This is a genomic window from Burkholderia sp. LFS061 (assembly GCF_047978125.1).
Taxonomy (GTDB): domain Bacteria; phylum Pseudomonadota; class Gammaproteobacteria; order Burkholderiales; family Burkholderiaceae; genus Burkholderia; species Burkholderia pyrrocinia_C.
Window position 1 is genome coordinate 92,338 of sequence record NZ_JBFPFS010000018.1, and the last position, 24,099, is coordinate 116,436.

Annotated in this window: 23 protein-coding genes and 1 pseudogene; 10 read left to right on the forward strand and 14 right to left on the reverse strand. The window is 65.1% G+C overall.

Annotated elements, in window-relative coordinates; all coding sequences use genetic code 11:
- The first annotated feature begins 395 nt into the window (after positions 1-395).
- A complete protein-coding gene (locus tag ACNQQL_RS18020) occupies positions 396-1,475 on the forward strand; it encodes a PHB depolymerase family esterase (protein ID WP_347064973.1) in 1,080 nt (359 codons plus the stop codon).
- A gap of 295 nt (positions 1,476-1,770) precedes the next feature.
- On the opposite strand, the gene ACNQQL_RS18025 is transcribed toward ACNQQL_RS18020, so the two are convergent.
- From ACNQQL_RS18025 to ACNQQL_RS18045, 5 genes and pseudogenes are all read right to left on the reverse strand, one after another.
- Positions 1,771-2,052, reverse strand: coding sequence for a hypothetical protein (locus ACNQQL_RS18025; protein ID WP_347064946.1), 282 nt, complete (start codon positions 2,050-2,052; stop codon positions 1,771-1,773).
- A gap of 720 nt (positions 2,053-2,772) precedes the next feature.
- Positions 2,773-3,009, reverse strand: a complete 237-nt coding sequence (locus ACNQQL_RS18030; RefSeq protein ID WP_347064947.1) for a hypothetical protein — start codon at positions 3,007-3,009, stop codon at positions 2,773-2,775.
- A 35-nt stretch (positions 3,010-3,044) separates the two neighbouring features.
- Complete coding sequence (locus ACNQQL_RS18035; protein WP_347064948.1) at positions 3,045-3,350, reverse strand: RES family NAD+ phosphorylase; 306 nt, start codon at positions 3,348-3,350, stop codon at positions 3,045-3,047.
- Between the two features lie 26 nt (positions 3,351-3,376).
- A pseudogene (locus ACNQQL_RS18040) lies at positions 3,377-3,622 on the reverse strand (RES family NAD+ phosphorylase); the annotation flags it as partial.
- Positions 3,547-3,891, reverse strand: a complete 345-nt coding sequence (locus tag ACNQQL_RS18045) for an MbcA/ParS/Xre antitoxin family protein (RefSeq protein ID WP_347064949.1) — start codon at positions 3,889-3,891, stop codon at positions 3,547-3,549. The gene ACNQQL_RS18045 and the pseudogene ACNQQL_RS18040, both read right to left, overlap by 76 nt.
- A 254-nt stretch (positions 3,892-4,145) precedes the next feature.
- Between ACNQQL_RS18045 and rbsK the strand changes: the two genes are divergently transcribed.
- Genes rbsK through ACNQQL_RS18060 form a run of 3 tightly spaced genes read left to right on the forward strand, consistent with a single transcriptional unit; the run spans position 4,146 to position 7,542 of the window.
- The gene (gene rbsK, locus ACNQQL_RS18050) at positions 4,146-5,072 is read left to right on the forward strand and encodes a ribokinase (protein WP_347064950.1); all 927 of its coding nucleotides are present in this window, start codon (positions 4,146-4,148) and stop codon (positions 5,070-5,072) included.
- A 41-nt stretch (positions 5,073-5,113) separates the two neighbouring features.
- Complete coding sequence (gene fucP / locus ACNQQL_RS18055; RefSeq protein ID WP_347064951.1) at positions 5,114-6,487, forward strand: L-fucose:H+ symporter permease; 1,374 nt, start codon at positions 5,114-5,116, stop codon at positions 6,485-6,487.
- 2 nt (positions 6,488-6,489) lie between these two features.
- The gene (locus ACNQQL_RS18060) at positions 6,490-7,542 is read left to right on the forward strand and encodes an aldose 1-epimerase family protein (protein ID WP_347064952.1); all 1,053 of its coding nucleotides are present in this window, start codon (positions 6,490-6,492) and stop codon (positions 7,540-7,542) included.
- Between the two features lie 22 nt (positions 7,543-7,564).
- Here ACNQQL_RS18060 and deoR read toward each other — a convergent pair whose 3' ends face one another.
- Complete coding sequence (gene deoR / locus ACNQQL_RS18065; protein ID WP_347064953.1) at positions 7,565-8,335, reverse strand: DNA-binding transcriptional repressor DeoR; 771 nt, start codon at positions 8,333-8,335, stop codon at positions 7,565-7,567.
- A gap of 146 nt (positions 8,336-8,481) precedes the next feature.
- Here deoR and deoC point away from each other — a divergent pair, with 146 nt between their 5' ends.
- A complete protein-coding gene (gene deoC / locus ACNQQL_RS18070; protein ID WP_347064954.1) occupies positions 8,482-9,162 on the forward strand; it encodes a deoxyribose-phosphate aldolase in 681 nt (226 codons plus the stop codon).
- A 246-nt stretch (positions 9,163-9,408) separates the two neighbouring features.
- Here deoC and ACNQQL_RS18075 read toward each other — a convergent pair whose 3' ends face one another.
- The gene (locus tag ACNQQL_RS18075) at positions 9,409-10,647 is read right to left on the reverse strand and encodes an SfnB family sulfur acquisition oxidoreductase (RefSeq protein WP_347064955.1); all 1,239 of its coding nucleotides are present in this window, start codon (positions 10,645-10,647) and stop codon (positions 9,409-9,411) included.
- A 292-nt stretch (positions 10,648-10,939) separates the two neighbouring features.
- Between ACNQQL_RS18075 and ACNQQL_RS18080 the strand changes: the two genes are divergently transcribed.
- Together ACNQQL_RS18080 and ACNQQL_RS18085 are read left to right on the forward strand one after the other, a co-directional pair.
- Positions 10,940-12,199 (forward strand): acyl-CoA dehydrogenase family protein, encoded by a 1,260-nt coding sequence (locus tag ACNQQL_RS18080; RefSeq protein WP_347064956.1) that lies wholly within the window; start codon positions 10,940-10,942, stop codon positions 12,197-12,199.
- Positions 12,196-13,596, forward strand: coding sequence for an LLM class flavin-dependent oxidoreductase (locus ACNQQL_RS18085; RefSeq protein ID WP_072437734.1), 1,401 nt, complete (start codon positions 12,196-12,198; stop codon positions 13,594-13,596). Before ACNQQL_RS18080 ends, ACNQQL_RS18085 begins: the two co-directional genes overlap by 4 nt.
- A 121-nt stretch (positions 13,597-13,717) precedes the next feature.
- Here the strand turns inward: ACNQQL_RS18085 and ACNQQL_RS18090 are convergent, their stop codons facing one another.
- Entirely contained in the window at positions 13,718-15,145 is a 1,428-nt protein-coding gene (locus tag ACNQQL_RS18090) for an MFS transporter (protein WP_347064957.1), read from the reverse strand.
- 343 nt (positions 15,146-15,488) lie between these two features.
- On the opposite strand from ACNQQL_RS18090, the gene ACNQQL_RS18095 reads away from it, so the two are divergent.
- From ACNQQL_RS18095 to ACNQQL_RS18105, 3 genes are read left to right on the forward strand one after another with little or no spacing between them, the layout of a single operon-like run.
- On the forward strand, positions 15,489-16,481 hold the full coding sequence (locus ACNQQL_RS18095) for an aliphatic sulfonate ABC transporter substrate-binding protein (RefSeq protein WP_347064958.1): 993 nt from the start codon (positions 15,489-15,491) through the stop codon (positions 16,479-16,481).
- Between the two features lie 10 nt (positions 16,482-16,491).
- Entirely contained in the window at positions 16,492-17,346 is an 855-nt protein-coding gene (locus tag ACNQQL_RS18100; protein WP_347064959.1) for an ABC transporter permease, read from the forward strand.
- Entirely contained in the window at positions 17,343-18,188 is an 846-nt protein-coding gene (locus tag ACNQQL_RS18105) for an ABC transporter ATP-binding protein (protein WP_347064960.1), read from the forward strand. The genes ACNQQL_RS18100 and ACNQQL_RS18105 overlap by 4 nt, the downstream gene beginning before the upstream one ends.
- A 54-nt stretch (positions 18,189-18,242) precedes the next feature.
- Here the strand turns inward: ACNQQL_RS18105 and ACNQQL_RS18110 are convergent, their stop codons facing one another.
- The 6 genes from ACNQQL_RS18110 to ACNQQL_RS18135 all read right to left on the reverse strand — a co-directional run bounded on the left by ACNQQL_RS18110 (position 18,243) and on the right by ACNQQL_RS18135 (position 24,037).
- Entirely contained in the window at positions 18,243-19,625 is a 1,383-nt protein-coding gene (locus ACNQQL_RS18110; RefSeq protein WP_347064961.1) for an LLM class flavin-dependent oxidoreductase, read from the reverse strand.
- 27 nt (positions 19,626-19,652) lie between these two features.
- Positions 19,653-20,420 (reverse strand): ABC transporter permease subunit, encoded by a 768-nt coding sequence (locus ACNQQL_RS18115; protein ID WP_347064962.1) that lies wholly within the window; start codon positions 20,418-20,420, stop codon positions 19,653-19,655.
- Positions 20,417-21,151, reverse strand: coding sequence for an ABC transporter permease subunit (locus tag ACNQQL_RS18120; protein ID WP_347064963.1), 735 nt, complete (start codon positions 21,149-21,151; stop codon positions 20,417-20,419). Before ACNQQL_RS18120 ends, ACNQQL_RS18115 begins: the two co-directional genes overlap by 4 nt.
- Before the next feature lie 4 nt (positions 21,152-21,155).
- A complete protein-coding gene (locus ACNQQL_RS18125) occupies positions 21,156-21,959 on the reverse strand; it encodes a transporter substrate-binding domain-containing protein (RefSeq protein WP_347064964.1) in 804 nt (267 codons plus the stop codon).
- Positions 21,960-22,309: 350 nt separating this feature from the next.
- Entirely contained in the window at positions 22,310-22,849 is a 540-nt protein-coding gene (locus tag ACNQQL_RS18130; RefSeq protein ID WP_177318358.1) for a hypothetical protein, read from the reverse strand.
- A 138-nt stretch (positions 22,850-22,987) separates the two neighbouring features.
- Positions 22,988-24,037 carry a patatin-like phospholipase family protein gene (locus tag ACNQQL_RS18135; protein ID WP_347064965.1) on the reverse strand — a complete coding sequence of 350 codons (1,050 nt, stop codon included), beginning with the start codon at positions 24,035-24,037 and terminating at the stop codon, positions 22,988-22,990.
- Positions 24,038-24,099: the final 62 nt, after the last annotated feature.

Genomic DNA, 24,099 nt, shown 5'->3' on the forward strand with positions numbered 1-24,099 from the left:
ACGGCGGAATCGCGGCAGACCGTCGGTCCGATTACGCTTCAGGCAGGTCCCGTTTCGAATCGCCGCCTTTCGATAGTCCTGCCAACCACCGAGCGATCCGAGACACATTCCGCCTTTGCTCAGCGCAAGCATGCAGGGGCAACACATCGTTTTCGCCGATCGGCGACTCGAGCGCGGCGAACCGACTCGCGACGAGTTCGGGCGGGAATGCGTGCCCGGCCCTGCCCGACACGCGCGCCAATGCCGCCGCCGATTCAACACTCACCTGGATGGGTCGCGGCTTCGCCTGCCCGCCGCGCGCGGCTCTGCGTTAGTATGCGGAGTGTCGTTCGGGGTCGAACGCAAACCCGCCATCGACGCGTGACATCGACAGCGAAGCCTTGCTGCAAGCCTCCATGCCCAGGAAAAAGACCAGCGTCTGGCTCAGCGGTCTCCGTCTGCTCTCCAGCCTGACGGTCTCGCGGCCGAAGAAGAGGAAAACCGTCGCGCGCAAGCCGTCGACGGTCAAGACCGCTCGCCCGGTCGCCGCGAAGCGCGTCGGCAAACCGCGCACGAGTCGCCCTCCATCGATGCGGACGGCCGGTCGGTGGATACGCTCGTTTCACTCCGCGCCGCCATTGGCCGGTCGGCTCGTCAACCATCTCACGTACGCGTTGTATCTGCCGGCTACCGCGGCGTCGCCGACGGGGCTGCCCCTCGTCGTCATGCTGCATGGTTGCCGGCAGACCGTGGAGTCGTTCGCCGCCGGTACGCGCATTTGCAGGCTCGCCGATCGGGCCGGTTTTGCGGTGCTGCTTCCCGAGCAGGCGAAGACCACGCACCCTCACCGATGCTGGCATTGGCACGAGAACCTGACGCACTCCGAGGCGCCTGCCGTCGCATCGCTCGTCGCGGCGATCGTCCGGGAATACGGCTTCAACCATCAGCGCGTCTATCTCGCGGGCATCTCGGCGGGAGCCGGCCTCGCTGCGGTTCTAGGGATTCACTACCCCGCGCTCTTTGCCGCCGTCGGTCTACACTCGGGCCCGGTGTTCGGTGTCACCAGTTCCGCCATGACCGCCATGCGCGTCATGCGCAACGGCAGTCGTGAAGATCCGCTGCGCCTGATCGAGGCGTCAGTCGACGTATCCAGCTATCCGGGCATGCCTGCCATCATCGTCCACGGTGAGCTCGATGTCGTTGTCGCGAAGCGCAACGCCGCACAGCTCGGCATCGAATTTGCACGGCTCAACCGGCTGGTCGATGCGCAAGGCGAGTTACGCGTCGGCGAACAGCGAACATACACTCGCGATGCGGTCGACTACGTGGACTTTCTGAAGACCGGCCGGCTCGTCGTGAGGATCTGCATCGTTCGAGGCCTCGGTCACGCATGGAGCGGTGGCGACCCTCGCGAAGCGTTTCATTCCGACAAGGGCCCTGACGCGACGGCGATGCTGTGGGATTTTTTTCGCCGGCAGCAGCGCGGCGCGGCATGAAGCGTCCGCCGTATCATGGGATAAGCGGCCGATTCCAGGGGCGCATTCAACCGGTCGAACGTCTGTTCCGAAATACCGACCTGCCGGATCACATCGGCCACCGGCATGCCCAGCTCGGCGTTTCCGTTTCATGACAAACCACCTCCTGGTTCAGGGTGAAGTTTGCCGCAAAACTCACTCTCTGATCGGTCCAGGATTCCTAAAGCGGATCACTGAAAGCAGGTACCGCTCAGATAAAAGAGAACTCACTTGCCAAATGGCCACAAGAAACGGCTCAGGTCAACCCCTTCTCAAATTAATGCAGCGTCAACCTCTCGATAGCATCCAAGGTCGTCCGGCCATCCAGCGAAAGCTCGAAAGATTGGATCGCGTCGGCGTCCAGTTCAAGGGTCACGGTTAAGGTCGCCAAGTCGCGTCGATACGGCGTAACGAGCCGGGCTTGCAACGTTTTGATTTTATTTGACTTATTGCTTACTTTCATGGCAATGACCCCTGCCAAGGCTTCTGCGCGATCACATAATTTATCGAACTCGTCGTCCGAACTCGCCGCAATCGCCAATTCGACAAGCTGTCCCATCGTTTGCTTTTCTTCTATCCGAATTGGACCTCGACTTTGATATCGGGCACCGTGTAACGGTTCAACGACCCAGGATATCTTCCCGCTCATCCAAACGAAAACGCCACCCGAAGGTGGCGCTTGTCGCTTTCCGAAATTCTTAGTCTTTTCCGGCTTCGACCGGACGCCGAACGCGCAGCTTCGCCCGGTACCGCGGTCGAAGTGGGCGCGCCGGCCGCGATCCTTTCTCCACGGAGACTTCCGTGTGTTCAAGTACCACCGCGAGGCCGAACTTCTGCAGCTCGACCATCTTCGGGCGCAACTTGCTCGATGCGTTCATAGCCATAGAATCCCCCCTCATCGCTGGCGGGGCGGTCACGCAACGGAATGCGGCGTCGTTTCGCGAATGGGCACGATTTCGTTGTGGCCAAATCCTTGGACGCCGCATTCAGTCTCAAAAAAAACACTTCACGGAAGCGTTATGGTTCTCCCTTCCGTGACAACTGCAGAACCAGATGCTCCTGAACCATTCTGCCAAACAATAAAAAGGCACTTGTCGTGACCGGGAGATGGGTCCCCCCATTTTTTGTTGTCTGCAGGAAACTGCCTTATGCCGTCCGCATACATTTTCGTTACCTGGCTTGTCACGTCGTATGTGTCAGTATTTACGCCATAACCTGCAAAAGATATCTTAATCATTATCTCACTCCATTAGGTAGCAAGGCGAGCCTGCAATATAATCTAAATCTTCAGAAATTGCCAAAAAAAATCTGATGCTTGCAGGTGCAAAGCGAGATTCGAAAATTGAAAAATTCGCTGGGCATACTGCCGGCTACCCCAACTGATCGCCTCGGCGCCGCACACGGAACACGAAGCGGTGCAGCCGCTTGTCCGAATCTCGTCGCGCAGAAAGTCGTCGCCGATGCAGTTGACGCAAATCGGCACGTCGTCGGGGTCGCATTGAGAAGTATTGATCATTGTAGTTTTCTCTTCTCGCGAGCGTTCCGCCGAACCTACCTGGACTGGCCGATCGTCAGCAGGCGTGGGTCATAGACAAACGGACCCTCGCTGCGAAACGATACTATTGAGTCGCGAAATTTAGGGTGGTCGGGATTCAGGACGATGTTCCACTCCGCAGGAATTAACGCAGAAGGAACCTTGAAACCGAGCTTGCCGGTAGGACCGAGCAGTTCACTCCCGAATTGCTGGCAGCGCGCAAGCGCATCCCGTTCACGCCAGTTACGTGGCAACCGTCGGCGATCTTCATCGCTAAAGTCGTCGTAGTGCTCTGGCTCATCGCGCAGTTCAAGTCGAACCATACGCAGCTCTGGAACGTCTTCAACGTCGCCACATGCACGAGATACTCAAGGGCGCACAACGCCCGCGACGACCCGAAGTAAGCCGCGCGTTGACCAGCCGGATTCCACCGTTGCCCAAAGCGGGCGGCACCTTCGCCATTTAGTGCAAGGCGACGGCCCGCCCAAGCTGCGGCGCATAGTCGGATACCACCATCGGTCAAACCAGGGCGCCGTAAGCAATCGCGTCCAACGCGCTGTATACGTCGGCTGGATCGTCGTGAGTTTGGAGCCAAGAAACCGGACTTTCGCCGCCCAGGCGGACCGACGGCCTTTCGAGCCAACGATTCGCTTTTTCCGCGCTACCGAAGACTTCGCGAGCATAGGCTCGCACAGCGCGCAGAGTTTCATCATCGTGCCGAGCTGCGGGTGATGCGGCACCCATCACCCGCAATTGGCGACCGACCTCGCGGCGCACCGCATTTGCGATCTCCGATTTGATCTCATTCGACCCCACAAACATCACCGCCCGTTTGACGCTCGTCGCGACGTGCCCGTACTTCACGTGCGGTCGGCGTCCCGTGCATCCGTGCCACGCCCTTCGCCTTCTGTCACCCGCGAAGAGAGCGCCGACGCCAGTTATTCCACCTGCTCGCATTGAGTCGAGTTCCGCCCCAGCAACGCACGCCTCCATCCCAAATAGTGATCCTCCTAACATCACGAGATTGCATTTTCACATCCAATGTGATTTTATTATCACTCGTTGCAGGCCGCCGCGACCGCGCATGCGGCGCGCCCCATACCAAGGAAGAGACGCAGATGGAGACAATCGCCGTCATCGGCAGCAACATGGTCGACCTCGTGACCTATGTCGCGCGCATGCCCGCCCGGGGCGAAACGCTCGAAGCACCGAACTTCGAGCTCGGCTGCGGCGGCAAGGGCGCGAACCAGGCGGTCGCGGCCGCACGCCTCGGCGCGCGCGTCGTGATGGTGACGAAGATCGGCGACGACGTGTTCGCCGACAACACGATCCGCAACTTCGAGCGCGAGGGGATCGACACCACGCATGTGCGCAAGGTCGCCGGCGTGCCGAGCGGCGTCGCGCCGATCTTCGTCGAACCCGATTCGAGCAACAGCATCCTGATCGTCAAGGGCGCGAACCGCCACCTGAAGCCGGCCGACATCGACGCGGCCGCGCCGGCACTCGCCGAATGCGCGCTGATCGTGCTGCAGCTCGAGATCGAACTCGACACCGTCTATCACGCGATCGCGTTCGGCGCGCGGCACGGCATCCCCGTGCTGCTGAACCCCGCGCCGGCGGTAGCCGACCTCGATTTCGAGCGGATCCGCTCCGTTGAATTCTTCGTGCCGAACGAAACCGAGCTCGCGATCGTGTCGGGCATGCCGGTCGATTCGCGCGACACCGCGGCGCGCGCCGCCGAAGCGTTGGTCGCGCGAGGCCTGAAGCACGTGCTTGTCACGCTCGGCGACAAGGGTTCGCTGCTCGTGTCGCGCGACGGCGTGCGGCACGTGCCGGGCGTGCCGGTCGACGCGCGCGATACGACGGGCGCCGGCGACGCGTATATCGGCTGCTTCGCGCGCTGCTACGCCGCGTCGCGCGATGCGATCGACGCGATGCGCCACGCATCCGCGTACGCCGCGCATTCGGTCACGGGCCTCGGCACGCAGAAGTCGTACGCCGACGCCGCGACGTTCGAACGCTTCCTCCGCGACGCCGGCCTCTGAACGGCGCCTTCATCGACGAGACAATTGGGAAGGAGACACCCATGAGCCGAGCCAGAATCGAACACACACCCGACGGCTATTACCTGACCCGCACACCGCTGTTCGCATTCACGTTGCTGTGCTGCCTGTTCGCGCTGTGGGGCACCGCCGCGAACCTGAACGACGTGCTGATCGCGCAGTTCAAGAAATCGTTCTTCCTGTCCGACTTCGAATCGGCGTTCGTGCAGTCCGCGTTCTATCTCGGCTACTTCTTCCTCGCGATCCCCGCCGCGACCATCGTGAAGAAGTTCAGCTACAAGACGACGATCCTCGTCGGCCTGCTGCTCTACACGACCGGCTGCCTGCTGTTCTTCCCGGCTGCGTCGATGGCGAAGTACGGGATGTTCCTCGTCGCGCTGTTCGTGATCGCCGCGGGCCTGTCGTTCCTCGAGACGGCGTCGAACTCGTATTCGACACTGATGGGCCCACGCGACACCAGCACGCGGCGGCTGAACATCTCGCAGACGTTCTACCCGTTCGGCGCGATGGCCGGCGTGTACATGGGCAGCTTCCTGATCTTCAAGGAAGGCGATGCGTCGCATGCGCAGCTCGCGGCAATGTCGGCGGCCGACGCGCACGTGCACCAGCTCGCGATGATCCAGGCCACGCTCGAGCCGTATAAATGGCTGATCGTCGTGCTCGTCGCGGTGTTCATCGTGTTTGCACTCACGCCCTACCCGGCCTGCAAGGGCAACGGGCCGAGCGCGGCCACGCACAGGATCGACGCGCGCGGCACGCTCGCGCGCCTGTTCGGCAACCGACGCTTCGTCGCGGGCATCGTCGCACAGTTCCTGTACGTCGGCGCACAGGTCGGCGTGTGGAGCTTCACGATCCGGCTCGCGATGCAGATCGGCGGCCTGACCGAGCGCGGCGCATCGCGCTACCTGCTCGCGACGTTCTTCGCGTTCTTCGTCGGCAAGCTGGTCGCGACGCTCGTGATGAAGCGCGTCGGGCCGGCCAAGGTGCTGATCGTCTACGGCATCCTGTGCATCGCGCTGCTCGCGTACACGATCAGCGTGCATAACATCACGGCCGTCTACGCAGCAGTGTGCGTGAGCGTGTTCCTCGGCCCGTGCTGGCCGACGATCTACGGCCTCACGATCGACGGCCTCGGCAAGGACACCGAATACGGCGGCTCGATCCTCGTGATGAGCATCGTCGGCGGCGCGGTCGTGCCGCTGATCCAGGGGCTGATCTCCGACCGTACCGGCGGCAACATGCAGCTCGCGTTCGCCGTGCCGCTCGCGTGCTTCGTCGTGATCGTCTACTACGGCTTCTACTGCCTGCGCCACCTGCCGGTCGCGACGCCCGACGCGGCAGCCGACGGCAACGCGCCCGCGCGCTACGCCGCGACGCGCACCACGTCGGGAGCGTAACCATGCGAGGCGAGATCGAACTGCGGCGCGACGACTTCCGCGACATGCCGCGCACGCTGTACCGCACCGACGGCATCACCGTCACCGCGTTCGCGTATCCGTCCGGCGTCGAGGCGCTGAAGCTCGAGAACCGCCGCGGCCACGTCGTCGTGCTGCCGTATCTCGGCCAGATGATCTGGGCCGCCGCGTTCGACGGCCGCGACCTGACGATGAAGCACATGTTCCGGCAGCCGAAGCGCGCGGCGTCGATCATCGATACCTACGGCTGCTTCATGTTCCACAGCGGGCTGCTGCGCAACGGCTGCCCGGGCCCGGACGACACGCACGCGCTGCACGGCGAGATGCCGTGCGCGCCGATGGATCGCGCGAGCCTGATCGTCGGCACGGATGCGCACGGCGCAACGGTCGAAATGACCGGTGAATACGAATACGTGCAGGGCTTCGGCAGCCACTACGTCGCGCGTCCGTCGGTACGGCTCGCGGAACACGACGCGCAGATGACGATCGCGATGGACGTGACGAATCTCGGCGGCGCACCGATGGACCTGATGTACATGGCACACCTGAACTATGCATACGTGCCGGGCGGCCGTTTCGTGCAGTGGTTGCCGCGCGGCGGGTTGCGATTGCGTGAAAGCGTGCCCGCGCACGTGAAGCCTACCGCCGCGTGGCGCGACTACACGGCCACGCTCGCACGCGAACCTGAACGGCTCGCGACGCTCGATGCGCCCGCGCTGTACGACCCCGAGATCGTGTTTTTCATGAACGGTGCGGAAACGGATGCAGACGGCGTCGCGCATTTCCTGCTCGCGCATCCGGACGGCGGCGCATTCCATACCTCGTACCGCCCCGAACAGTTCCCGCATGCGACGCGCTGGATCCTGCACAACGCGGACCAGCAGGTCGCCGCGTTCGCGCTGCCGTCGACCTGCGAGCCGGAGGGGTATGAAGCCGAACGCCGCAAGGGCCATGTCGCGACACTCGCGCCGGGCGCGACGCGCCGCTTCGACGTGGTGACCGGCTACCTGAGCGCGGCGGAAGCACGCGATGCGTGAAGCGATGCGCGGCCGCGTTGCGTCAGGTCACGAGCGCAATCCCGTGTTCGCGGATCGCCGTTTCGTAGCGGCTGGCCAGTTGCCCGTCGGAGATCACATAGTTGAAGTCGGTCAGTTCGGCGAAATAGGCCGCGCGCACTTCGTCGAACTTCGTGTGGTCGACGAGCAGGAAGCGGTTCTGCGCGCGCGCCATCACCTTCTTCTTCGCGTCGACTTCGTGGAAGTTGAAGCACGTGACGCCGCAGCGGTCGCTCACGCCGGCCGCGGAGATGAACGCCTTCGACACGCGCACCGTGTCGAGGATGCCGGTTTCGGCGACCGACTCGAACACCATGTTCTTGCGGTGATACGCGCCGCCGCACAGGATCACGCTGCAATGCGGCTTTTGCTGCAGCTTCGCGAACACGTTCAGCGAATTGCAGACGGCCGTGAATTCGAGGTCGTCCGGAATGAAGTCGACGATGAACGGCGTGGTCGAGCCGCAGTCGACGAAGATCGTGTCGCCGGTCGTCACGAACTGCGCGGCCAGCTTGCCGATGCGACGCTTTTCCTCGGTCTGACGGTTGTTCTCGGCGCTGATCAGGTACTCGCCGATGTCGCTGCGCTGCGCGGCGAAATGGCGCGTCACGTAGCCGCCGATCAGGCTCAGGCCGTGCGGGTTGTCCGCGAGATCGCGGCGGATCGTCATCTCGGACACGCCGAACAGCTCGGCGACTTCCCTCAGATGAATCGCGTTCTGCCCTTGCAGCACGTTCATCAGCGTCTTGATCCGTTCGCCCTTCTTCGTTTCCATGCCTGTATCCTGCGTGCCTGTCGCACTCGTCGCTCGTCGTGCCGAGCGCGCGAGCCCGGCCGGAATGTCGTATTTGTAACAAACCGATGTGAAAACATCAACTTTCCGTGTGCCTTTCCGGCACACGATCCGTGGAGTCCTGAAACATGCCGCTTTCCAACGCCCAACTCGCCCAAACCATCGATCACACGCTGCTCGCGCCCGACGCGAGCGACGCGCAGATCCGCGAACTCTGCCGCCAGGCGGCCGCGCATCGCTTTTACTCGGTCTGCGTGAATTCGGCGAACGTGCCGCTCGCCGCACGCGAGCTGGCCGATACCGGCGTGCTCGTCTGCGCGGTGGTCGGCTTTCCGCTCGGTGCGGCGCTGTCGGCCGCGAAGGCATTCGAGGCGTCGGCTGCGATCGCGGCGGGCGCCGGCGAGATCGACATGGTGATCAACCTCGGCGCGCTGAAGAGCGGCCGCGCCGACGACGTGAAGGCCGACATCGCGGCCGTGCAGCACGCATGCGGCGCGGTGCCGCTGAAGGTGATCCTCGAGACGGGGCTGCTGAGCGACGACGAGAAGGTGCGCGTGTGCGAGATGTGCCGCGATCTCGGCGTCGCGTTCGTGAAGACGTCGACCGGGTTCGGCCACGGCGGCGCGACGCTCGCGGATGTCGCGCTGATGCGCCGCACGGTCGGGCCGGACCTCGGCGTGAAGGCATCGGGCGGCGTGCGCGACCGCGCGGCCGCGCTCGCGATGCTCGAGGCCGGCGCGACGCGGCTCGGCACGAGCTCGGGGGTGGCGATCGTCACCGATCGGAGCGGCAGCGATTCGGCGTACTGACGCGCGAAGGGCGAGTGCCCGAACCGGACTGTCAGCGGCGGTGTCGAACTCCATTCACCGCCACGAGCCGTTCGTCCGTCACCGCGGCAAGCCACGAAGCGTGGATCCGCATTCGGCTTGCCTGCCTCGGGAGGCGAGCCAGAGCGCAGCTCCGGTCCAAAAAATCAACCGATCATCCGCAAATCACGGCCACCGTCGGCGACTTGCGAAACGTGCGTATCCGCTATCGGCCGGATCGCGAGCGGCTCAATTCCACGCATGGCGCGCCGGACGCACGCCGTTCAGGTAGTAGTTGCCGACGAGGTGATACTTCCACCGCACCGGATCGTGCAATGTATGCGTGCGCGCGTTGCGCCAATGCCGGTCGAGATTGTGCTCGGCGAGCGTCGACTGCGTGCCGGCCAGCTCGAACAGCTTCTCGCCCGCGAGCAGCGCGATCTCGGTCGTCAACACCTTCGCTTCGCCGACCGCGACCGACGCGCGCGCGACATCGTCATCGGTCACCGTGCCGCGCGCGCCGATCTCGTCGAGCGTGCGCGCCGCGCGTTCGAGCAGCGCTTCCGCCGCATGAAGCTGAATATGCAGACGGCCGATCTCGCGGAGGATCAGCGGATCGTCTGCCGCCCGTTCGACGCCGCTGTCGACCCATGGCCGCGTACGGGTGCGCACGAACACCAGCGTATCGTCGATGGCCGCTTTCGCGATGCCGGCATCGATCGCCGCCTGGATGATCTGCGACAGCGGGCCGTTGAGCGTCGGCTCGTCCGATACGCGCTGCGCGGGCAGTACATGCGACGCGGGCACGCGCACGCCGTCGAGCACCACCGTGCCGCTCGCGGTCGTGCGCTGCCCGAACCCCGACCAGTCGTCGATCACGGTCAGCCCAGGCGTCGGCTGCGGCACGTATGCAAGCCACGCGTGCTGCGCATCGTCGAGGCCGAGCACCGGCACGTAATGCGCGAACAGCGCGCCCGTCGAGTAGAACTTCGTGCCGTCGACGACATAGTCGTCGCCGTCGCGGCGCACGCGCGTCTTCAGATCGAGCACGTGCTTCGTGCCCTTCTCCGAGAAGCCGTTGCCGAACCGCTTGCCGCTCAGCACTTCCGCGAAGAAATAGCGCTTTTGCGTATCGGTGCCAACCAGTGCGATCACGTCGACCAGCCCGAAATGGTTCTGCGGCAACTGTCCGAGCGACGCATCGGCCGCCGCGACGATCTTGATTACCTCGGTGAGCGTCACATGCGATACGCCCGCGCCACCGTATGCCTTCGGCACCGTGATCGCCCATAGCCCCGACTGCGAGAACCATTCGATCTCGTCGCGCGGCAACCGGCGCTCCCGATCGCGTTCGGCGGCGCCTTCCGCAAGCCGCTGCGCCAGCACATGCGCGGCCGCGATCGCCTGCGCATCGTCGGCGATCACTCGGGCCGCTTGCGGTTTCGCTTCGGCCGGCCGCTCCTGAATCGTGGCGCTCGTATCTGACATCGGGCTCTCCTGTCGAATGGCGAAAGCATTCAATCTAGCAGTGCGCTGCAGGTCGGCAAACCGAGCGATTCTCGTAACGATATTCCTTCGGATCACAAACGATATCGAGAATCACGTACGCGGCATCATGCTTCAGCTTCGCAATCGATGCCCGAACGGCGGAGCGTCCCCAGCCGGTCCGCGTAATGCTCATCGACGATAACGATCTGCGAATCCGTTATTGGAACGCACGCCCCGCGCTTCCTATACTGGCCTCCCGGCGCAAACGGCCCCGCCCTTCGAGGAAATCCGCATGACTTCGTCGCACGCAGACACCGACCTTTCCACCGGCACCGACTACGACGCACTCGCGAGCCGGTTCCGGCCGATATTCGACCGCATCGCTGCTGGCACCGCCGAACGCGAACGCCGCCGCGAACTGCCGCACGAAGCGATCGGCTGGCTGAAGGCGGCCGGCTTCGGCGCGGTGCGGCTGCCGGTACGAGACGGCGGTGCCGGCGCATCGCTGCCGCAGTTGTTCCGGCTCTTGATCGAGCTCGCCGCCGCCGATTCCAATCTGCCGCAGGCGTTGCGTGGACACTTCGCGTTCGTCGAGGACTGGCTGAATGCGCCGCCCGGACCGCAACGCACGGCATGGTTCGACCGGTTCGCGAGCGGCCAGCTCGTCGGCAACGCGTGGTCGGAGGCCGGCGACGTGCCGCTCGGCCAGACCATCACGAAGGTGTCGGAGCAGAACGGCCGGCTCGTGCTGAACGGGCGAAAGTTCTACAGCACGGGCAGCCTGTTCGCCGACTGGATCGACGTGTTCGCGCAGCGCGCGCACGACGGCAGCGACGTGATCGTCGCCGTCGCGACCGCGCAGCCCGGCGTGATCAGAGAAGACGACTGGGACGGCTTCGGCCAGACGACCACCGGCAGCGGCACGACGCACTTCGAGAATGCGACGGTCGACGCCGACAACGTGATCGACTTCGCACGCCGCTTCAAGTACCAGACCGCGTTCTACCAGCTCTTCCACGTTGCGACGCTGGCCGGCATCGGCCACGCGATCGTGCGCGATGCGGGCGCGCTCGTGCGCACTCGCACCCGCGTGTACAGCCACGGCAACGCGCCGCGCGCGGGCGACGACGCACAGCTGCAGCAGGTGATCGGCGAGATCGCATCGTGGGCGTATGCGGCCGACGCGCTCGCGCTGCGCGCCGCGCAGCCGCTTCAGCTCGCCTACGAAGCCCGCTTCGGCGGCGACGAACAGGCCGAGCACGACGCGAACGTCGCGGCCGAAATCGAATCCGCGCAGAGCCAGCTCGTCGTGTCCGAACTCGTACTGCGCGCCGCGACACGCCTGTTCGACGCGCTCGGTGCGTCCGCCACGCGCAGCACGACCGCGCTCGACCGACACTGGCGCAACGCGCGCACGGTGTCGTCGCACAATCCGCTCGTCTACAAGGCCAGGATCGTCGGCGACTGGGTCATCAACGGCCGCACGCCGCCGTTCGTCTGGCGCGTCGGCAACGGCACGAGCGCCGGCGCGGAACCGGGAGTCGCGCGATGAGCAAGACCATTCGCTTCAACGCGTTCGAGATGAACTGTGTCGGCCATCAGTCGCCGGGGCTGTGGGCGCATCCGCGTGACCGTTCGTGGCAGTACAAGGACCTCGATTACTGGACCGACCTCGCCCGCATCCTCGAACGCGGGATCTTCGACGCGATCTTCATCGCGGACGTGATCGGCTATTACGACGTCTACAAGGGCAGCAACTACCACGCACTGCACCAGGCCGCGCAGATTCCGGTCAACGACCCGCTGCAGCTCGCGGCGCCGATCGCGATGGCGACCGAACATCTCGGCATCGGCATCACCGCGTCGACCACGTTCGAGCACCCGTACACGTTCGCGCGCCGGCTGTCGACCGCCGACCATCACACCAAGGGCCGGCTCGCGTGGAACATCGTCACGTCCTATCTGGAAAGTGGCGCGAAGAACGTCGGCGATCACGGCTTGCGCACGCACGACGACCGTTATGCGGTCGCAGCCGAATACGTCGAGGTGCTGTACAAGCTGTTCGAGGGCAGCTGGGAAGACGGCGCGGTGGTGCGCGATCGCGACGGCCGCGTGTTCACGCATCCCGAGAAGGTGCACGAGATCGGCCACAAGGGCCGCTTCTTCGACGTGCCCGGCTATCATCTGTGCGAACCATCGCCGCAGCGCACGCCGGTGCTGTTCCAGGCCGGCGCGTCCGGCCCCGGCAAGGCGTTCGCCGCGCAACACGCCGAATGCGTGTTCGTCGCCGCGCCGACCCGCGAGCAGCTCGCGCGCTACGTGGCCGATGTGCGCGCGCAGGCCGCCGCCGCGGGCCGCGATCCGCGCAAGGTGCTGATCTACAACCTCGTCACGGTGATCGTCGACGAAACCGACGCAAAAGCACAGGCCAAGTTCGACGAGTACCGCCGCTACGTGTCGTACGACGGCTCGCTGGTGTTCATGTCCGGCTGGACCGGCATCGACTTCGGCCAGTATGCGCCGGCCGATCCGGTCAGGCGCGTCGAAACCAATGCGATCGTGTCGGCGGTCGAGCACCTCGCCGGCGGCGACACCGCGTGGACGATCGAGGCGCTGGCGGCATGGGGCGGCATCGGCGGACTCGGCCCGGTGTTCGTCGGGTCGGCAGCGACCGTGGCGGACATCCTGCAGGAATGGGTTGCCGCAACCGACGTGGATGGCTTCAATCTCGCGTATGCGGTCGCGCATGAAACCTTCGAAGACATCGTGCGCTTTCTCGTTCCGGAGCTGCAACGGCGCGGCGTCTATCCGACGCAGTATGCGCCGGGCACGCTGCGCGAGAAACTGTTCGGCGGCACGGCGCGGCTGCCGGACGAGCATCCGGCCGCGCAGTTTCGCGATATCGAGCAGGTCAAGCGCGATGCCGGGCGGGAGACCGTCAGCGCGTGACGGCAAGGTCGAAGCCGGCTTGCCCGCATTCTGCGGCGACCGGCTTCAGCGCAAACGGCTTCGTGCGGTCCGACGAAGCCGTTGGTATTTTCCGGGGCGGTGAACGCTCCTCCGCCAGCGTTTACGCGGCGCTTTCGTCGTCGATGTCGCGCGCCGTCGGCTCGTAACGCACGATCAACAGAAACACGATCGGCGTGACCGCACTGATCGCGACGACCCAGAACATATCCGTACCGAGACGGGCCTGCAGGATCGGCAGCACGAACAGCGCAAGCGCCTGGCCGATGCCGCACAGCGAACGCCCGAAGCCGACACCGGTGCCGCGGATCGCCGCCGGGTAAGACAAGGTGGGATAGATCATCATCTGCGCACCCGGCCCGAAACCTTCGGCGAACAGCCAGGTGCCGAGCATCAGCAGCACGATGCCGACCGCGAGCGCGCCGTGCGGATGCCCGGCCAGCGCAAGCGCGACAAGCGCGACGAACTGCAGCGCGAAGCCCGTGATCGCGACATGACGCGACGGATATCGATACGCGAGGCGCATGCCCAGCAAGCCGCCGGTAAACGCGAACAGAACGTTCAACGCGAGCGACGCCGCGATCGTCTCGAACACGCCCGCACCGAGAAACTGCGACAGGATCGACGGCAGGAAGAACGCAATCGCCGTGTACTCGAACGGGATGCACAGGTTCATCACGCTGGCGACGATCGTGCGCCCGAGATACGGGCGCTGGAACAGCACGCGAATCCGCACGGGCGGCTGGCTCGGCTCGCGTCGCGCATCCTCCGCTTCGTGTGCGTGTATGCCGTACGACTCGCGAAGGATTCGCGCGGCATTGGCCAGGTCGCCCTGGTTCGCGGCCCATAGCGGCGACTCGTTCATGAAACGATTCCTGACCAGAATGATGACGAGCGCGGGCACCGCGCCGAAGATCAGCGACGCGCGCCAAAGCCAACCCGCGTGCTCGGCCGGCAACAGGAAATACAGGCCGAAGATCAGCAGGAAACAGACCGACGACGCCACGTACCACATCGGGCACCACGCGGCGAGCCGCGACGCCTTGTTGCCGCGGCCGCTGAACTTCGAGAATTCCGCGAGAAACGCCATCGCGACAGGCAGGTCGATGCCGACACCGAGCCCCATCACGAAGCGTGCGCCGATCAGCACCCAGACGTTCGGCGCCAGCCCGGCCGCGATCGCGGCGATCACGAAAAACAGCATGTCGGCCATGAACACCTGATAACGACCGATCCTGTCGGTCAACCATCCGCCGATCAGGCTGCCGAAGATCGTGCCGATCATGATCGCCGAACCGACCAGCCCGATCAGCGCGGGCGTCAGACCGAACTCGCGCGCGACGTCGTCGATGCCGTAGGACAACGTCGTCAGGTCGTACGCATCGAGAAACACGCCGCCGAGAGCGAGCAGCACGATCATCCGCGCATGGCTGACGGAGCTGTCCGTCGTATTGATCAGGCGCGCCACGTCGCTCGCGGAGCGGATAGGCGCGGAAACCGGCGTGACCGCGTTCAGATCGATCGAACTCATCGCTTTCCTTTGTTGCGCCGAATGCTCGGCGATATCCACGGGAGCCAGGAACCCAGCACGCGCATTCGCTGTCGACAGCGCATGGAGCGAATGCCCAACCGTCGGCACGTACTGTCGTCGAGTTCCGGCAGCGGAGATTCTGTTCTCGCGATCCGGTTATCCCAAGCGATATAAAGCGATAAATTATTCGGTGTGCGTCATAAAGTTGCTCGTCGCGTGCGCTTAGCAGCAGCGTGCATGTGCAATCGTGGATTTCTTCGTTATCGATTCGCCGGCGCTTCGGTACATTGGACGGTCATCCTGCCTGTTCGCGGCGCGTTGCCGCTCTTCCGGAGATTCCCCGATGAAGCTGTCCTGGTCCCGCGCATGGCAATCCGCGGCCGTCGTCGTTACCGCATTCGCCGGTCTCGTATCGATGCACGCACGTGCGGCAACCCCCGCGGAAATCCGCGTCGACTATGCGTACTACTCGCCTGAGAGCCTGGTGATTCGCCACTTCGGCTGGCTCGACGACGAGTTCAAGGCCGACCGCACGTCGATTCGCTGGGTGCTGAGTCTCGGCAGCAATCGCGCGCTGGAATACCTGAACAGCGGCGCGGTCGATTTCGGATCGGCCGCGGGGCTCGCGTCGGTGCTCGCCCGGGCAAACGGCAACCCGATCCGCGCCGTATACGTGTTCTCGCGCCCCGAGTGGACTGCGCTCGTGGTCCGCAAGGATTCGCCGATCCGCTCGCTCGCGGACCTGAAGGGCAAGAAAATCGCGGCGACGCGCGGCACCGATCCGTTCCTGTTCACGCTGCGCGCGTTGCACACGGCCGGCCTGACGCGCGACGATGTGGAGATCGTGAACCTGCAGCATCCGGACGGGCGCACCGCACTCGCGAACGGTCAGGTCGACGCATGGGCCGGTCTCGATCCGCACATGGCCGCCGCCCAGCTCGACGACAACGCACGCCTGCTGTACCGCAACGTCGCATTCAATACGTATGGGTTCCTGAACGTCCGCGACGCATTCGCCAGCCAGTACCCGCAGGCGGTCACGCGCGTGCTGAAGGTATACGATCGCGCACGCCAATGGATCATCGCGCATCCGGCCGACACCGCACAGATCGTCGCCGACGAATCGAAGGTATCGCTGCCGGTCGCGAAACTGCAGCTTCAGCGCAACGACTTTGGCGACCCGGTGCCGGGCGATACCCAGCGCGCGGCGCTGAAGGCAGCGGCACCGGTGCTGACGGCCGAACAGCTAACCAAGCCAGGCGTCGATCCCGCGAAGGTTGTCGATACGCTGATCGATCCGGCATTTGCGCGCCCGCTCGTCGCCGCGTCGCACTGAGGTGCCCCCGATGACGGACACCGCTGCCCGCGACGACGCACTCGCGCCCCGCCACGCCGAATCGCCCCGCGCGAGCCGGCGCGACCCGCTTCGCGCGTGGCGCGTCGCGGGCCTCGCGCTGCCGTTCGCCGCGCTCGCGCTGCTGGAATATGGCGTGCGGCACGGCTGGCTGCCGGACCATCTCGTCCCGGCCCCGAGCGAGATTCTCGATACGCTCGCCCGGATGGGCATCACGCGCGTCGCGCGCCATATCGGCGCGAGCACGCTTCGGGTTGCGTCGGGTTTCGCGGCCGGTGCCGGGCTCGCGCTCGTCGTCGGCGCGGCGATGGGCCTGAGCCGACGGATCGACGCGCTGCTGGAGCCGACGTTCCAGGCGCTGCGCGCGATCCCGTCGCTCGCGTGGGTGCCGGTGCTGCTGCTGTGGCTCGGCATCGATGAAGCGCCGAAAATCACGCTGATCGCGATCGGCGCGTTCTTTCCGGTTCATCTGGCGGTGGTCGCCGGGATTCGCGACGTCGACCGCAAGCTCGTCGAGCTCGGCGCGGTATACCGGCTTGGCCCGATCGCGCTATTCCGTCGAATCCTGCTGCCGGCCGCGCTGCCGCAAATCGTTACCGGCCTGCGTACCGGCCTCAGCCTTGCGTGGATGTTCATGGTCGCCGCGGAGCTGATCGCGGCAACGCGCGGCCTTGGCTTCCTGTTGAGCGACGGCCGGGAAACCGGGCGCCCCGATCTCGTGTTCGGCGCGATCCTGCTGCTCGCGTTGCTCGGCAAGCTGACCGACGGCGCGATGCGGCGCATCGAGTCGCACTGGCTCTGCTGGCGCGACGCGTTCGACAACACGCCGCGCGAGGCGTCGAAATGAGCACGCTTCCTTCTGCGCACACGACGGCGGGCACCGATGCGCCGCTGCTCGACCTGCGGATCGCCAGCAAGCTTTACGGAGATCGCACGATCCTCGCCGGCATCCCGCTGCAGGTCGCCCGCGGCGAGATCGTCTGCATCGTTGGCCCAAGCGGTTGCGGAAAAAGCACGCTGCTGCGAATCGTCGCCGGTCTCGACACGGACTTCCGCGGCAGCGTGAAGCTCGACGGAATGGCGCTCGACGGGCCATCCCCGCGCGTCGGCGTCATTTTTCAGGAACCGCGGCTGCTGCCGTGGCTATCGATCGCGGACAACGTCGGCTTCGCGTCCGGCCCGCGAGGCGGCCGCGAGCCGACTGTCGCACGGCTGCTCGACGAAGTCGGCCTCGCCGGCGCCGCGCGGCAGTTGCCGGTCACGTTATCGGGCGGGATGGCCCAGCGCGCCGCGATCGCGCGCGGGCTGTTCGGCGAGCCTGACCTGCTGCTGCTCGACGAACCGTTCAGCGCGGTCGACGCGATCACCCGCATGCGGTTGCAGACGCTGCTGCTCGATGTGGTTCACCGTCACCGGATGTCCGCGATCGTCGTCACGCATGATCTCGACGAGGCACTGTATCTCGGCGATCGCGTGCTGATGCTCGCGCCGAACCCGGGCCGCGTCCACGACGAGATCCACGTCGCGGTCGCGCAGCCGCGCGATCGGCGCGACCCGTCGCTGGCCGCGCAACGCGCGCGGCTAATGGACGCGTTCCAGCGTTTTCACGATCGTACGGACGGCGCGGAGCACCAGCCGCACGCCCCTCATACCCGTCAAACATCCGTATTCGGAACCTGCGCCGACTGAATCACGACCAGCCTGTCCCCCATCTCGATCCGGCACGAGGGGCGGCCGGCATCGTCAGCGCCCGGCCGCCGCGGGCTGCCGGAACGACGCGCCATACGCACGATCCGGCAGGCGATCGCCGCCGCCCAGGCGCGAGCGGAACGTCCCGCCCGGCGACGTCGTCCGGTACAGGCCGCGCTTCCTCAACTCCGGCACGATCAGTTCGGCGAAATCGTCGAGCGTGCCGGGGCTGATCAACGGATTGAGCATGTAGCCGCTCGTCGTCGACTGCTGCGCGTGCTCGGCAAGCTGGTCCGCGACTTCGTCCGGCGAACCGACGAGGATCAGGTCGGTGCCGCGCGTGACGTTCGCGAACTTGCGCCGCACGTCGCCGGCCGTCAGCGGCTTGCCGCTGCCGTCCGGTCGCAGCACGTAGGACGTCAGCCCTTCGGTCTGCGTCGTCAGCGGCTCGTCGTCCGCATAACGATCGATGTCGATGCCGGTGTCGCCCGCGTAACTGACGAGCTGCGCCTGCAGGTGATAGTGCTGCTGCAGCGCATGGTATTTCTCCTTCGCGTCGCTCGACGAGCGCGCCGTCACGATCCGCAGCACCGTCAGCGCCTTCACGTCGTCCGCCGCGCGGCCGTTTTCGACTGCAAGCCGGCGGATCTCGTCGAGGCCTGCGCGGATCTCGTGCGGATTCGACTTCGCGACGAATACCACTTCGGCGTGCTTCGCCGCGAATTGCCGTCCGCGCCCGGACCAGCCCGCCTGAATCAGCACCGGCGAGCGCTGTGGCGACGGCGCGCACACGTGCGGACCATGCACCCGATAGTACGCGCCTTCGTGTGCGATCGGCCGCACACGATCGCCGCGCGCATAGCGCGGCGCCTGCTTGTCCGCGACGACCGCGTCGTCCGCCCAGCTGCCTTCCCACAGCTTGTACACGACGTCGAGAAACTCCTCCGCGCGTGCGTAGCGTTCGTCGTGGCCGATCATCCGGTCTAGCCCGAAATTGCGCGCCGCGCTCGTCAGGTAGGACGTCACGATGTTCCAGCCGATCCGGCCGTTGCTCAGGTGATCGAGCGTGCTGAAGCGGCGCGCGAGCGCGAACGGATGTTCGTAGGTCGTGCTCGCGGTCACGCCGAACGCCAGTCGCTCGGTTTGCGCGACGAGCGCCGGGATCAGCATCATCGGATCGTTCGCGGGCGCTTCGACCGCCCACTGCAGTGCGGCGTCGGCCGACCCGCCGTACACGTCGTACAGGCCGAGCACGTCCGCGAAGAACAGCATGTCGAGATCGGCCTGCTCGGCCTTGCGCGCCAGGTCCGACCAGTACGCGAGCGTATTGGCGCGCAGCCGTTCGTCGGCGGGATGGGTCCAGAGGCTCGGCGCGCCGCCGCAGCCGACGCTGGCTTGTTCATAGAGGGAAAACAGCAGGGGTCGAGGATCGGACATCGTCATGCTCAATGCGGAACAGGGGAATCAGTTGGGTGCCGCCCACACGCCCGACGACGCGTTACGTGCGCGCGCGGGTGCGCGGTCGTCCGACTCGCGCGTCAGGTAGCGGTTGAGGCGTCTCTCGAGACGGGCGGCAGGAATCGTCAGCAGCGCGACCAGCACGACATAGACTATCGCCGCGCCGGCCAGCGGTTCGTATACGCGCAACGTCTCGAACCGCAGCGTATTGGCCGTGCCCATCACGTCGAACACCGTGACGGTCGACGCGAGGACGGTCGATTTCAGCAGCAGGATCGCTTCGCCAGTGAGCGCGGGCAGCGCGAGCCGCCACGCGCGCGGGCCGACGATGCGGCGCAGCACACCCGCGCGCGTCATTCCGTACGCATAGCCGGCCTCGATCTCGCCGGCCGGCACGCCGGCGATCGCGCCGCGCAGGATCGTCGCGACATACGCGCTCTCGTTCACGCTCAAGGCAACGACGGCATACCAGAACGCGTCGCGCAACAGAGGCGACGCCCAGCTGTCGCGCATCCATTCGCGCGGCACGATCTGGCCGAATCCGTAGTACAGCAGATAAAGCTGCACCAGCATCGGTGTGCCGCGAATCAGCATGATCCAGCCGCGTGCGGACCAGCGAAGCGGCGCCCGGCGTGCGCCGGCGGCCAGCGCGAGCGGCATGCCGAGCAGCACGCTGGCCACGCCGGACAACAGCATCAGCGCGAGCGTCGTAGGCACCGCGGCGAGCAGCTTCGGCATCACCGTATCGAGCAGGAACGGCAGCGAGAAGCTCATGCGGTTGCGCTCGTTGCGCCACGGTTCGCGTACCGTTCGAGCGCGGCGAACAGCCCCGTCGACGTGACGCTCAGCAGCAGGAACAGCGCCGCCGTGACCAGATAGAAGAACACGTAGTGCCGGGTCGCGCCGGCGGCGAGCTGGCTCGCCTTCAGCAGATCCGTAAACGATCCGAGCACGCTGATGAACGACGCATCCTTGGTCGCGTTCAGCCACACGTTGCCGACACCGGGCAGCGCAAGCCGCGCCGCGGCCGGCAGCCGGATGCGTCGCAACGTCTGCCACGGCGTCATTCCGTATGCATGCGCGGCTTCGATCTGGCCGATCGGCACGTTGACGAGCGCCGCGCGGAAGATGTCGGTGAGATAGGCGCCCTGGATGAAACCGAGCGACATTGCGGCGACGAGGAACGACGGAAACGCGAAGCCGTCGGGCACCAGGCCGCCGTGGCGCAGCGCGGCCTCGACGGCGGGCGCGAGCGCATAGAACGCGAGCAGCAGGCACAACAGCTCGGGCAGCGCGCGCACCAGCGTCGTGTAGAGCCGGATGAGCCATGCGAGCGCCGCGTGCCGCGACAGCTTGCCGAGCGCGCCGGCGATGCCGAACAGCGTGCCTGCACCGAACGACGCGGCCGCGACGCCGAGCGTCAGCGCGAACGCGCTCGCGAAGATGCGGCCGTAACCGCCGTCGCCGAATGCGAGCAGCGCCAGCAACGAATCGTCTGCGGCCATCGGTTCAACGGCCCTTCTCGATCGTGCCTTTCAGGTTCGGATAGCGCGCGGTGATCGCATCCCACGTGCCGTCCTGCTGCAATTGCGCGATCGCGCCCGACAGCCGGTCGCGCAGCGCATCGCCGCGCCGCACGCCCGCGCCGACGCCGAGACCCAGCACCGGGTTGTCCGCGCAGGTGGCCTTGACCTCGAAATCCTTGCCGTCGCGAGACGACAGGAACGCCGTGAACAGGCCCTTCGCTTCCTGCACGTAATCGACCCGGCCGGAGACCAGATCGGCGAGCGCATTGTCGAACTTGTCGAAGGCCTTGATCTGCACGTCCTGCTTGAATCGCGCATCGAGGAAGGCCGAGAAATTGGTGCCGGCCTCAACGCCGATCACGCGGCCCTTGAAGCTCGCGGGCACCGCGCAATCGACGCGGCGCCGGTCGCTTTTTGCGCCGACGAATACCGTCGGCGATTCGTAGTAGGCACGACTGAAGTCGATGGCTTTCTGCCGCTCGCCGGTAATCGTCATCGACGACCAGATCACGTCGATCTTGCGGTTCTGCAGCGCCGGAATCAGGCCGTCCCACGCGATGTCGGCGAGTTCGCAGCGCACGTTCAGCTTGCCGCACGCGGCCTCGAGCAGATCGATTTCCCACCCTTTCCATTTGCCGGTCGCGTCCTTCGAGAAGAACGGCGGATACGACTCGGCATCGATACCGACGCGCAGCGTCGGTTGAGCCGCGTGAGCAGTGCACGCCGCGCCGAGCACGAACAGTGTGGCGGCGGCGCCGCGGACCCTGGAACGCATCAAACGATTCATTTGGCAGATTTCTGAAATAACGTCGGAATAACCGGCGTCGCAGCCGGCAGCAGGAGGCGAGACTGTAATGCGTGCCGACGCGTGTACCAAATGGTTATTTTTGAGATCGATATCTGATCGGGCGATATGTGAATCGGGGGGCGAGAACAGCCGCGCGATGCGCGGATCAGTACAACCCGGCGAACTTGCGCGCCGGCAGATCGCGATCGCAGGACTCTCCATCGAACATGCCGCCGCTCGGCCGCCGGTGCATCGCGCCGACGCTCGGCATCGTCAGCGAATCAGGCACCGGTAAATCGACGATCGCACCGCCAGTGCCAATTGCGAACGCCGACAGCAGCTTGTCGAGGCTATTCCGGACTCGGCAAGCCCAGCCGCCAGCTCAAGTTTCTGCGCGCTCGCGTCTCGCAGCGCGTGTAGAAGAAATCCGTGAGATAGATGCGCGGGCGTGCGAGTAACCCACGAAGAATCGTCCGTTCATGAAGGTCGTAAGCCCGGTCGTCAAGATCGGGGCGCTCTGCCCGGAGGCGCCGACCGTCTTCGCGAAATCGGCTGCGAGAAGCGCCAAGCACTGCCAGGTCGATGTCGCACACGAAACGGGTATCCAGTTCCGCGGCAATGCCCGAGTGGGTCGTCGCGAGAATCATCGCGCAGATACGGTCGCACGCGCGGATTCGCTCCCCTGCCTGGCGTCTGAACCAGTCCGCGCTACGCTGCTCGTTATCTTGCGCGCCCGGAACGAAAATCACGTCATGGAACCAGAGCGCGAGCTCGACGGCGTCCGGTTCGGGAATCGAGTCGCGCGCCAGGTCGAGATGACGCAAACATCGCCGTACATGCGTGAGCGTATGGTAATGGCGCGCCGGCTCCATATAGCATCGCGCCAGCATGCGATAGACATCCTCGGCATGTGTCCCGCCGCTGCACGACCACAACGCGACGAACCGCGCCCGCGTCCGGTTCACGTTCGCTCCTTGGCCCGGGACGGCTGCGCATGATCGCCCGGTGCCGACATTACCGCGATGCGCTCAGAGAAATTCACTGCGGATGTCGATACTCGACCGCTGTCCGATGTTTCCGTAGTGATGCGCGAGCCACGTATCCGCTTCGCGTCGCCCGTAGTCATGCAGTTCGCTGAGGAATCCCCAATCCGCGTTGTACTTGCTCGATACGCTCAACGCGCACAGAGCGTCGTCGGCACGAATGGAATGGATCAGCATTTCCTTCATCTCGCCACGTTTTATCGTGCCTTGCCGGATCAGGTCGGTGACAAACGAGATTGCCCGCATCTCGCGCATCAGCGACGAATTGAAACTGATCTCGCTGATACGGTTGAGAATTTCCGCAGCCGTGATCGGCACACCGCGGCGCACGAGCGGATTGATGTGTACGATCACGACGTCGCGCGTCGCGCAATTGTAGATGAGAGGATAGATGGCCGGATTACCCATGTAACCGCCATCCCAGTAGTACTCGCCATCGATCGTGACCGCCTGGAACAGTGTCGGCACGCATGCCGACGCAAGTACCGCGTCTGCACTGACATCCTCTCCCGTGAAGATGCGTATTTTCCCCGTCTCGACATTGGTTGCGCACAGGTACAACCGGATCGGACAGTGCTTGCGCAGCGCGTCGAAATCGACCTGGCTTTCGAGCACTTCGCGCAGCGGGTTCAGGTTGTTCGGATTGAACTGATAGGGCGAAAAAACGCGCAGCATCATGTCGGCGAATGCATACAGCGGCGAATGATCGAGCCCGAAGCTGTGCGAGCCCTTCAGCCAGGGCACCCAACGCAGCGGGTTGTAGCGCTCGGCCGATTGCGCGACTGCCCGCCAGAAGTCGTGCAGTGCCTGACGCGCCCCGTCTTCGCCGCCTTTTTGCAGCCCGTACGCGAGTACAGCGGCGTTCATCGCGCCGGCGCTGGTTGCACTGACACCCTCTATTTCGAGCCTGCTGTCTTCGAGCAGACTGTCGAGCACACCCCAGGTGAATGCGCCATGCATCCCTCCACCCTGCAAAGCCAGCGCGATCTGTTTGCGCGGTCCATCATTGCGGCGTCTTGCGTGCGTGATCGTCATGCCCGTCTCCCCAGCTCTCCGTTATGCGGAGCAGCGGCAGGTAATGGACGGTACGGCGTCGC

What these genes read in the sequence shown, in the direction of transcription:
- ACNQQL_RS18075 (WP_347064955.1), bottom strand. Translation starts at nt 10,647, where the DNA reads ATGTCAGATACGAGCGCCACGATTCAGGAGCGGCCGGCCGAAGCGAAA.
- ACNQQL_RS18095 (WP_347064958.1), top strand. Translation starts at nt 15,489, where the DNA reads ATGAAGCTGTCCTGGTCCCGCGCATGGCAATCCGCGGCCGTCGTCGTT.
- ACNQQL_RS18115 (WP_347064962.1), bottom strand. Translation starts at nt 20,420, where the DNA reads ATGAGCTTCTCGCTGCCGTTCCTGCTCGATACGGTGATGCCGAAGCTG.
- ACNQQL_RS18120 (WP_347064963.1), bottom strand. Translation starts at nt 21,151, where the DNA reads ATGGCCGCAGACGATTCGTTGCTGGCGCTGCTCGCATTCGGCGACGGC.
- rbsK (WP_347064950.1), top strand. Translation starts at nt 4,146, where the DNA reads ATGGAGACAATCGCCGTCATCGGCAGCAACATGGTCGACCTCGTGACC.
- ACNQQL_RS18020 (WP_347064973.1), top strand. Translation starts at nt 396, where the DNA reads ATGCCCAGGAAAAAGACCAGCGTCTGGCTCAGCGGTCTCCGTCTGCTC.
- ACNQQL_RS18130 (WP_177318358.1), bottom strand. Translation starts at nt 22,849, where the DNA reads ATGCTGGCGCGATGCTATATGGAGCCGGCGCGCCATTACCATACGCTC.
- fucP (WP_347064951.1), top strand. Translation starts at nt 5,114, where the DNA reads ATGAGCCGAGCCAGAATCGAACACACACCCGACGGCTATTACCTGACC.
- ACNQQL_RS18030 (WP_347064947.1), bottom strand. Translation starts at nt 3,009, where the DNA reads ATGATCAATACTTCTCAATGCGACCCCGACGACGTGCCGATTTGCGTC.
- deoR (WP_347064953.1), bottom strand. Translation starts at nt 8,335, where the DNA reads ATGGAAACGAAGAAGGGCGAACGGATCAAGACGCTGATGAACGTGCTG.
- deoC (WP_347064954.1), top strand. Translation starts at nt 8,482, where the DNA reads ATGCCGCTTTCCAACGCCCAACTCGCCCAAACCATCGATCACACGCTG.
- ACNQQL_RS18035 (WP_347064948.1), bottom strand. Translation starts at nt 3,350, where the DNA reads ATGGTTCGACTTGAACTGCGCGATGAGCCAGAGCACTACGACGACTTT.
- ACNQQL_RS18100 (WP_347064959.1), top strand. Translation starts at nt 16,492, where the DNA reads ATGACGGACACCGCTGCCCGCGACGACGCACTCGCGCCCCGCCACGCC.
- ACNQQL_RS18135 (WP_347064965.1), bottom strand. Translation starts at nt 24,037, where the DNA reads ATGACGATCACGCACGCAAGACGCCGCAATGATGGACCGCGCAAACAG.
- ACNQQL_RS18105 (WP_347064960.1), top strand. Translation starts at nt 17,343, where the DNA reads ATGAGCACGCTTCCTTCTGCGCACACGACGGCGGGCACCGATGCGCCG.
- ACNQQL_RS18080 (WP_347064956.1), top strand. Translation starts at nt 10,940, where the DNA reads ATGACTTCGTCGCACGCAGACACCGACCTTTCCACCGGCACCGACTAC.
- ACNQQL_RS18125 (WP_347064964.1), bottom strand. Translation starts at nt 21,959, where the DNA reads ATGAATCGTTTGATGCGTTCCAGGGTCCGCGGCGCCGCCGCCACACTG.
- ACNQQL_RS18060 (WP_347064952.1), top strand. Translation starts at nt 6,490, where the DNA reads ATGCGAGGCGAGATCGAACTGCGGCGCGACGACTTCCGCGACATGCCG.
- ACNQQL_RS18090 (WP_347064957.1), bottom strand. Translation starts at nt 15,145, where the DNA reads ATGAGTTCGATCGATCTGAACGCGGTCACGCCGGTTTCCGCGCCTATC.
- ACNQQL_RS18110 (WP_347064961.1), bottom strand. Translation starts at nt 19,625, where the DNA reads ATGTCCGATCCTCGACCCCTGCTGTTTTCCCTCTATGAACAAGCCAGC.
- ACNQQL_RS18085 (WP_072437734.1), top strand. Translation starts at nt 12,196, where the DNA reads ATGAGCAAGACCATTCGCTTCAACGCGTTCGAGATGAACTGTGTCGGC.
- ACNQQL_RS18025 (WP_347064946.1), bottom strand. Translation starts at nt 2,052, where the DNA reads ATGGGACAGCTTGTCGAATTGGCGATTGCGGCGAGTTCGGACGACGAG.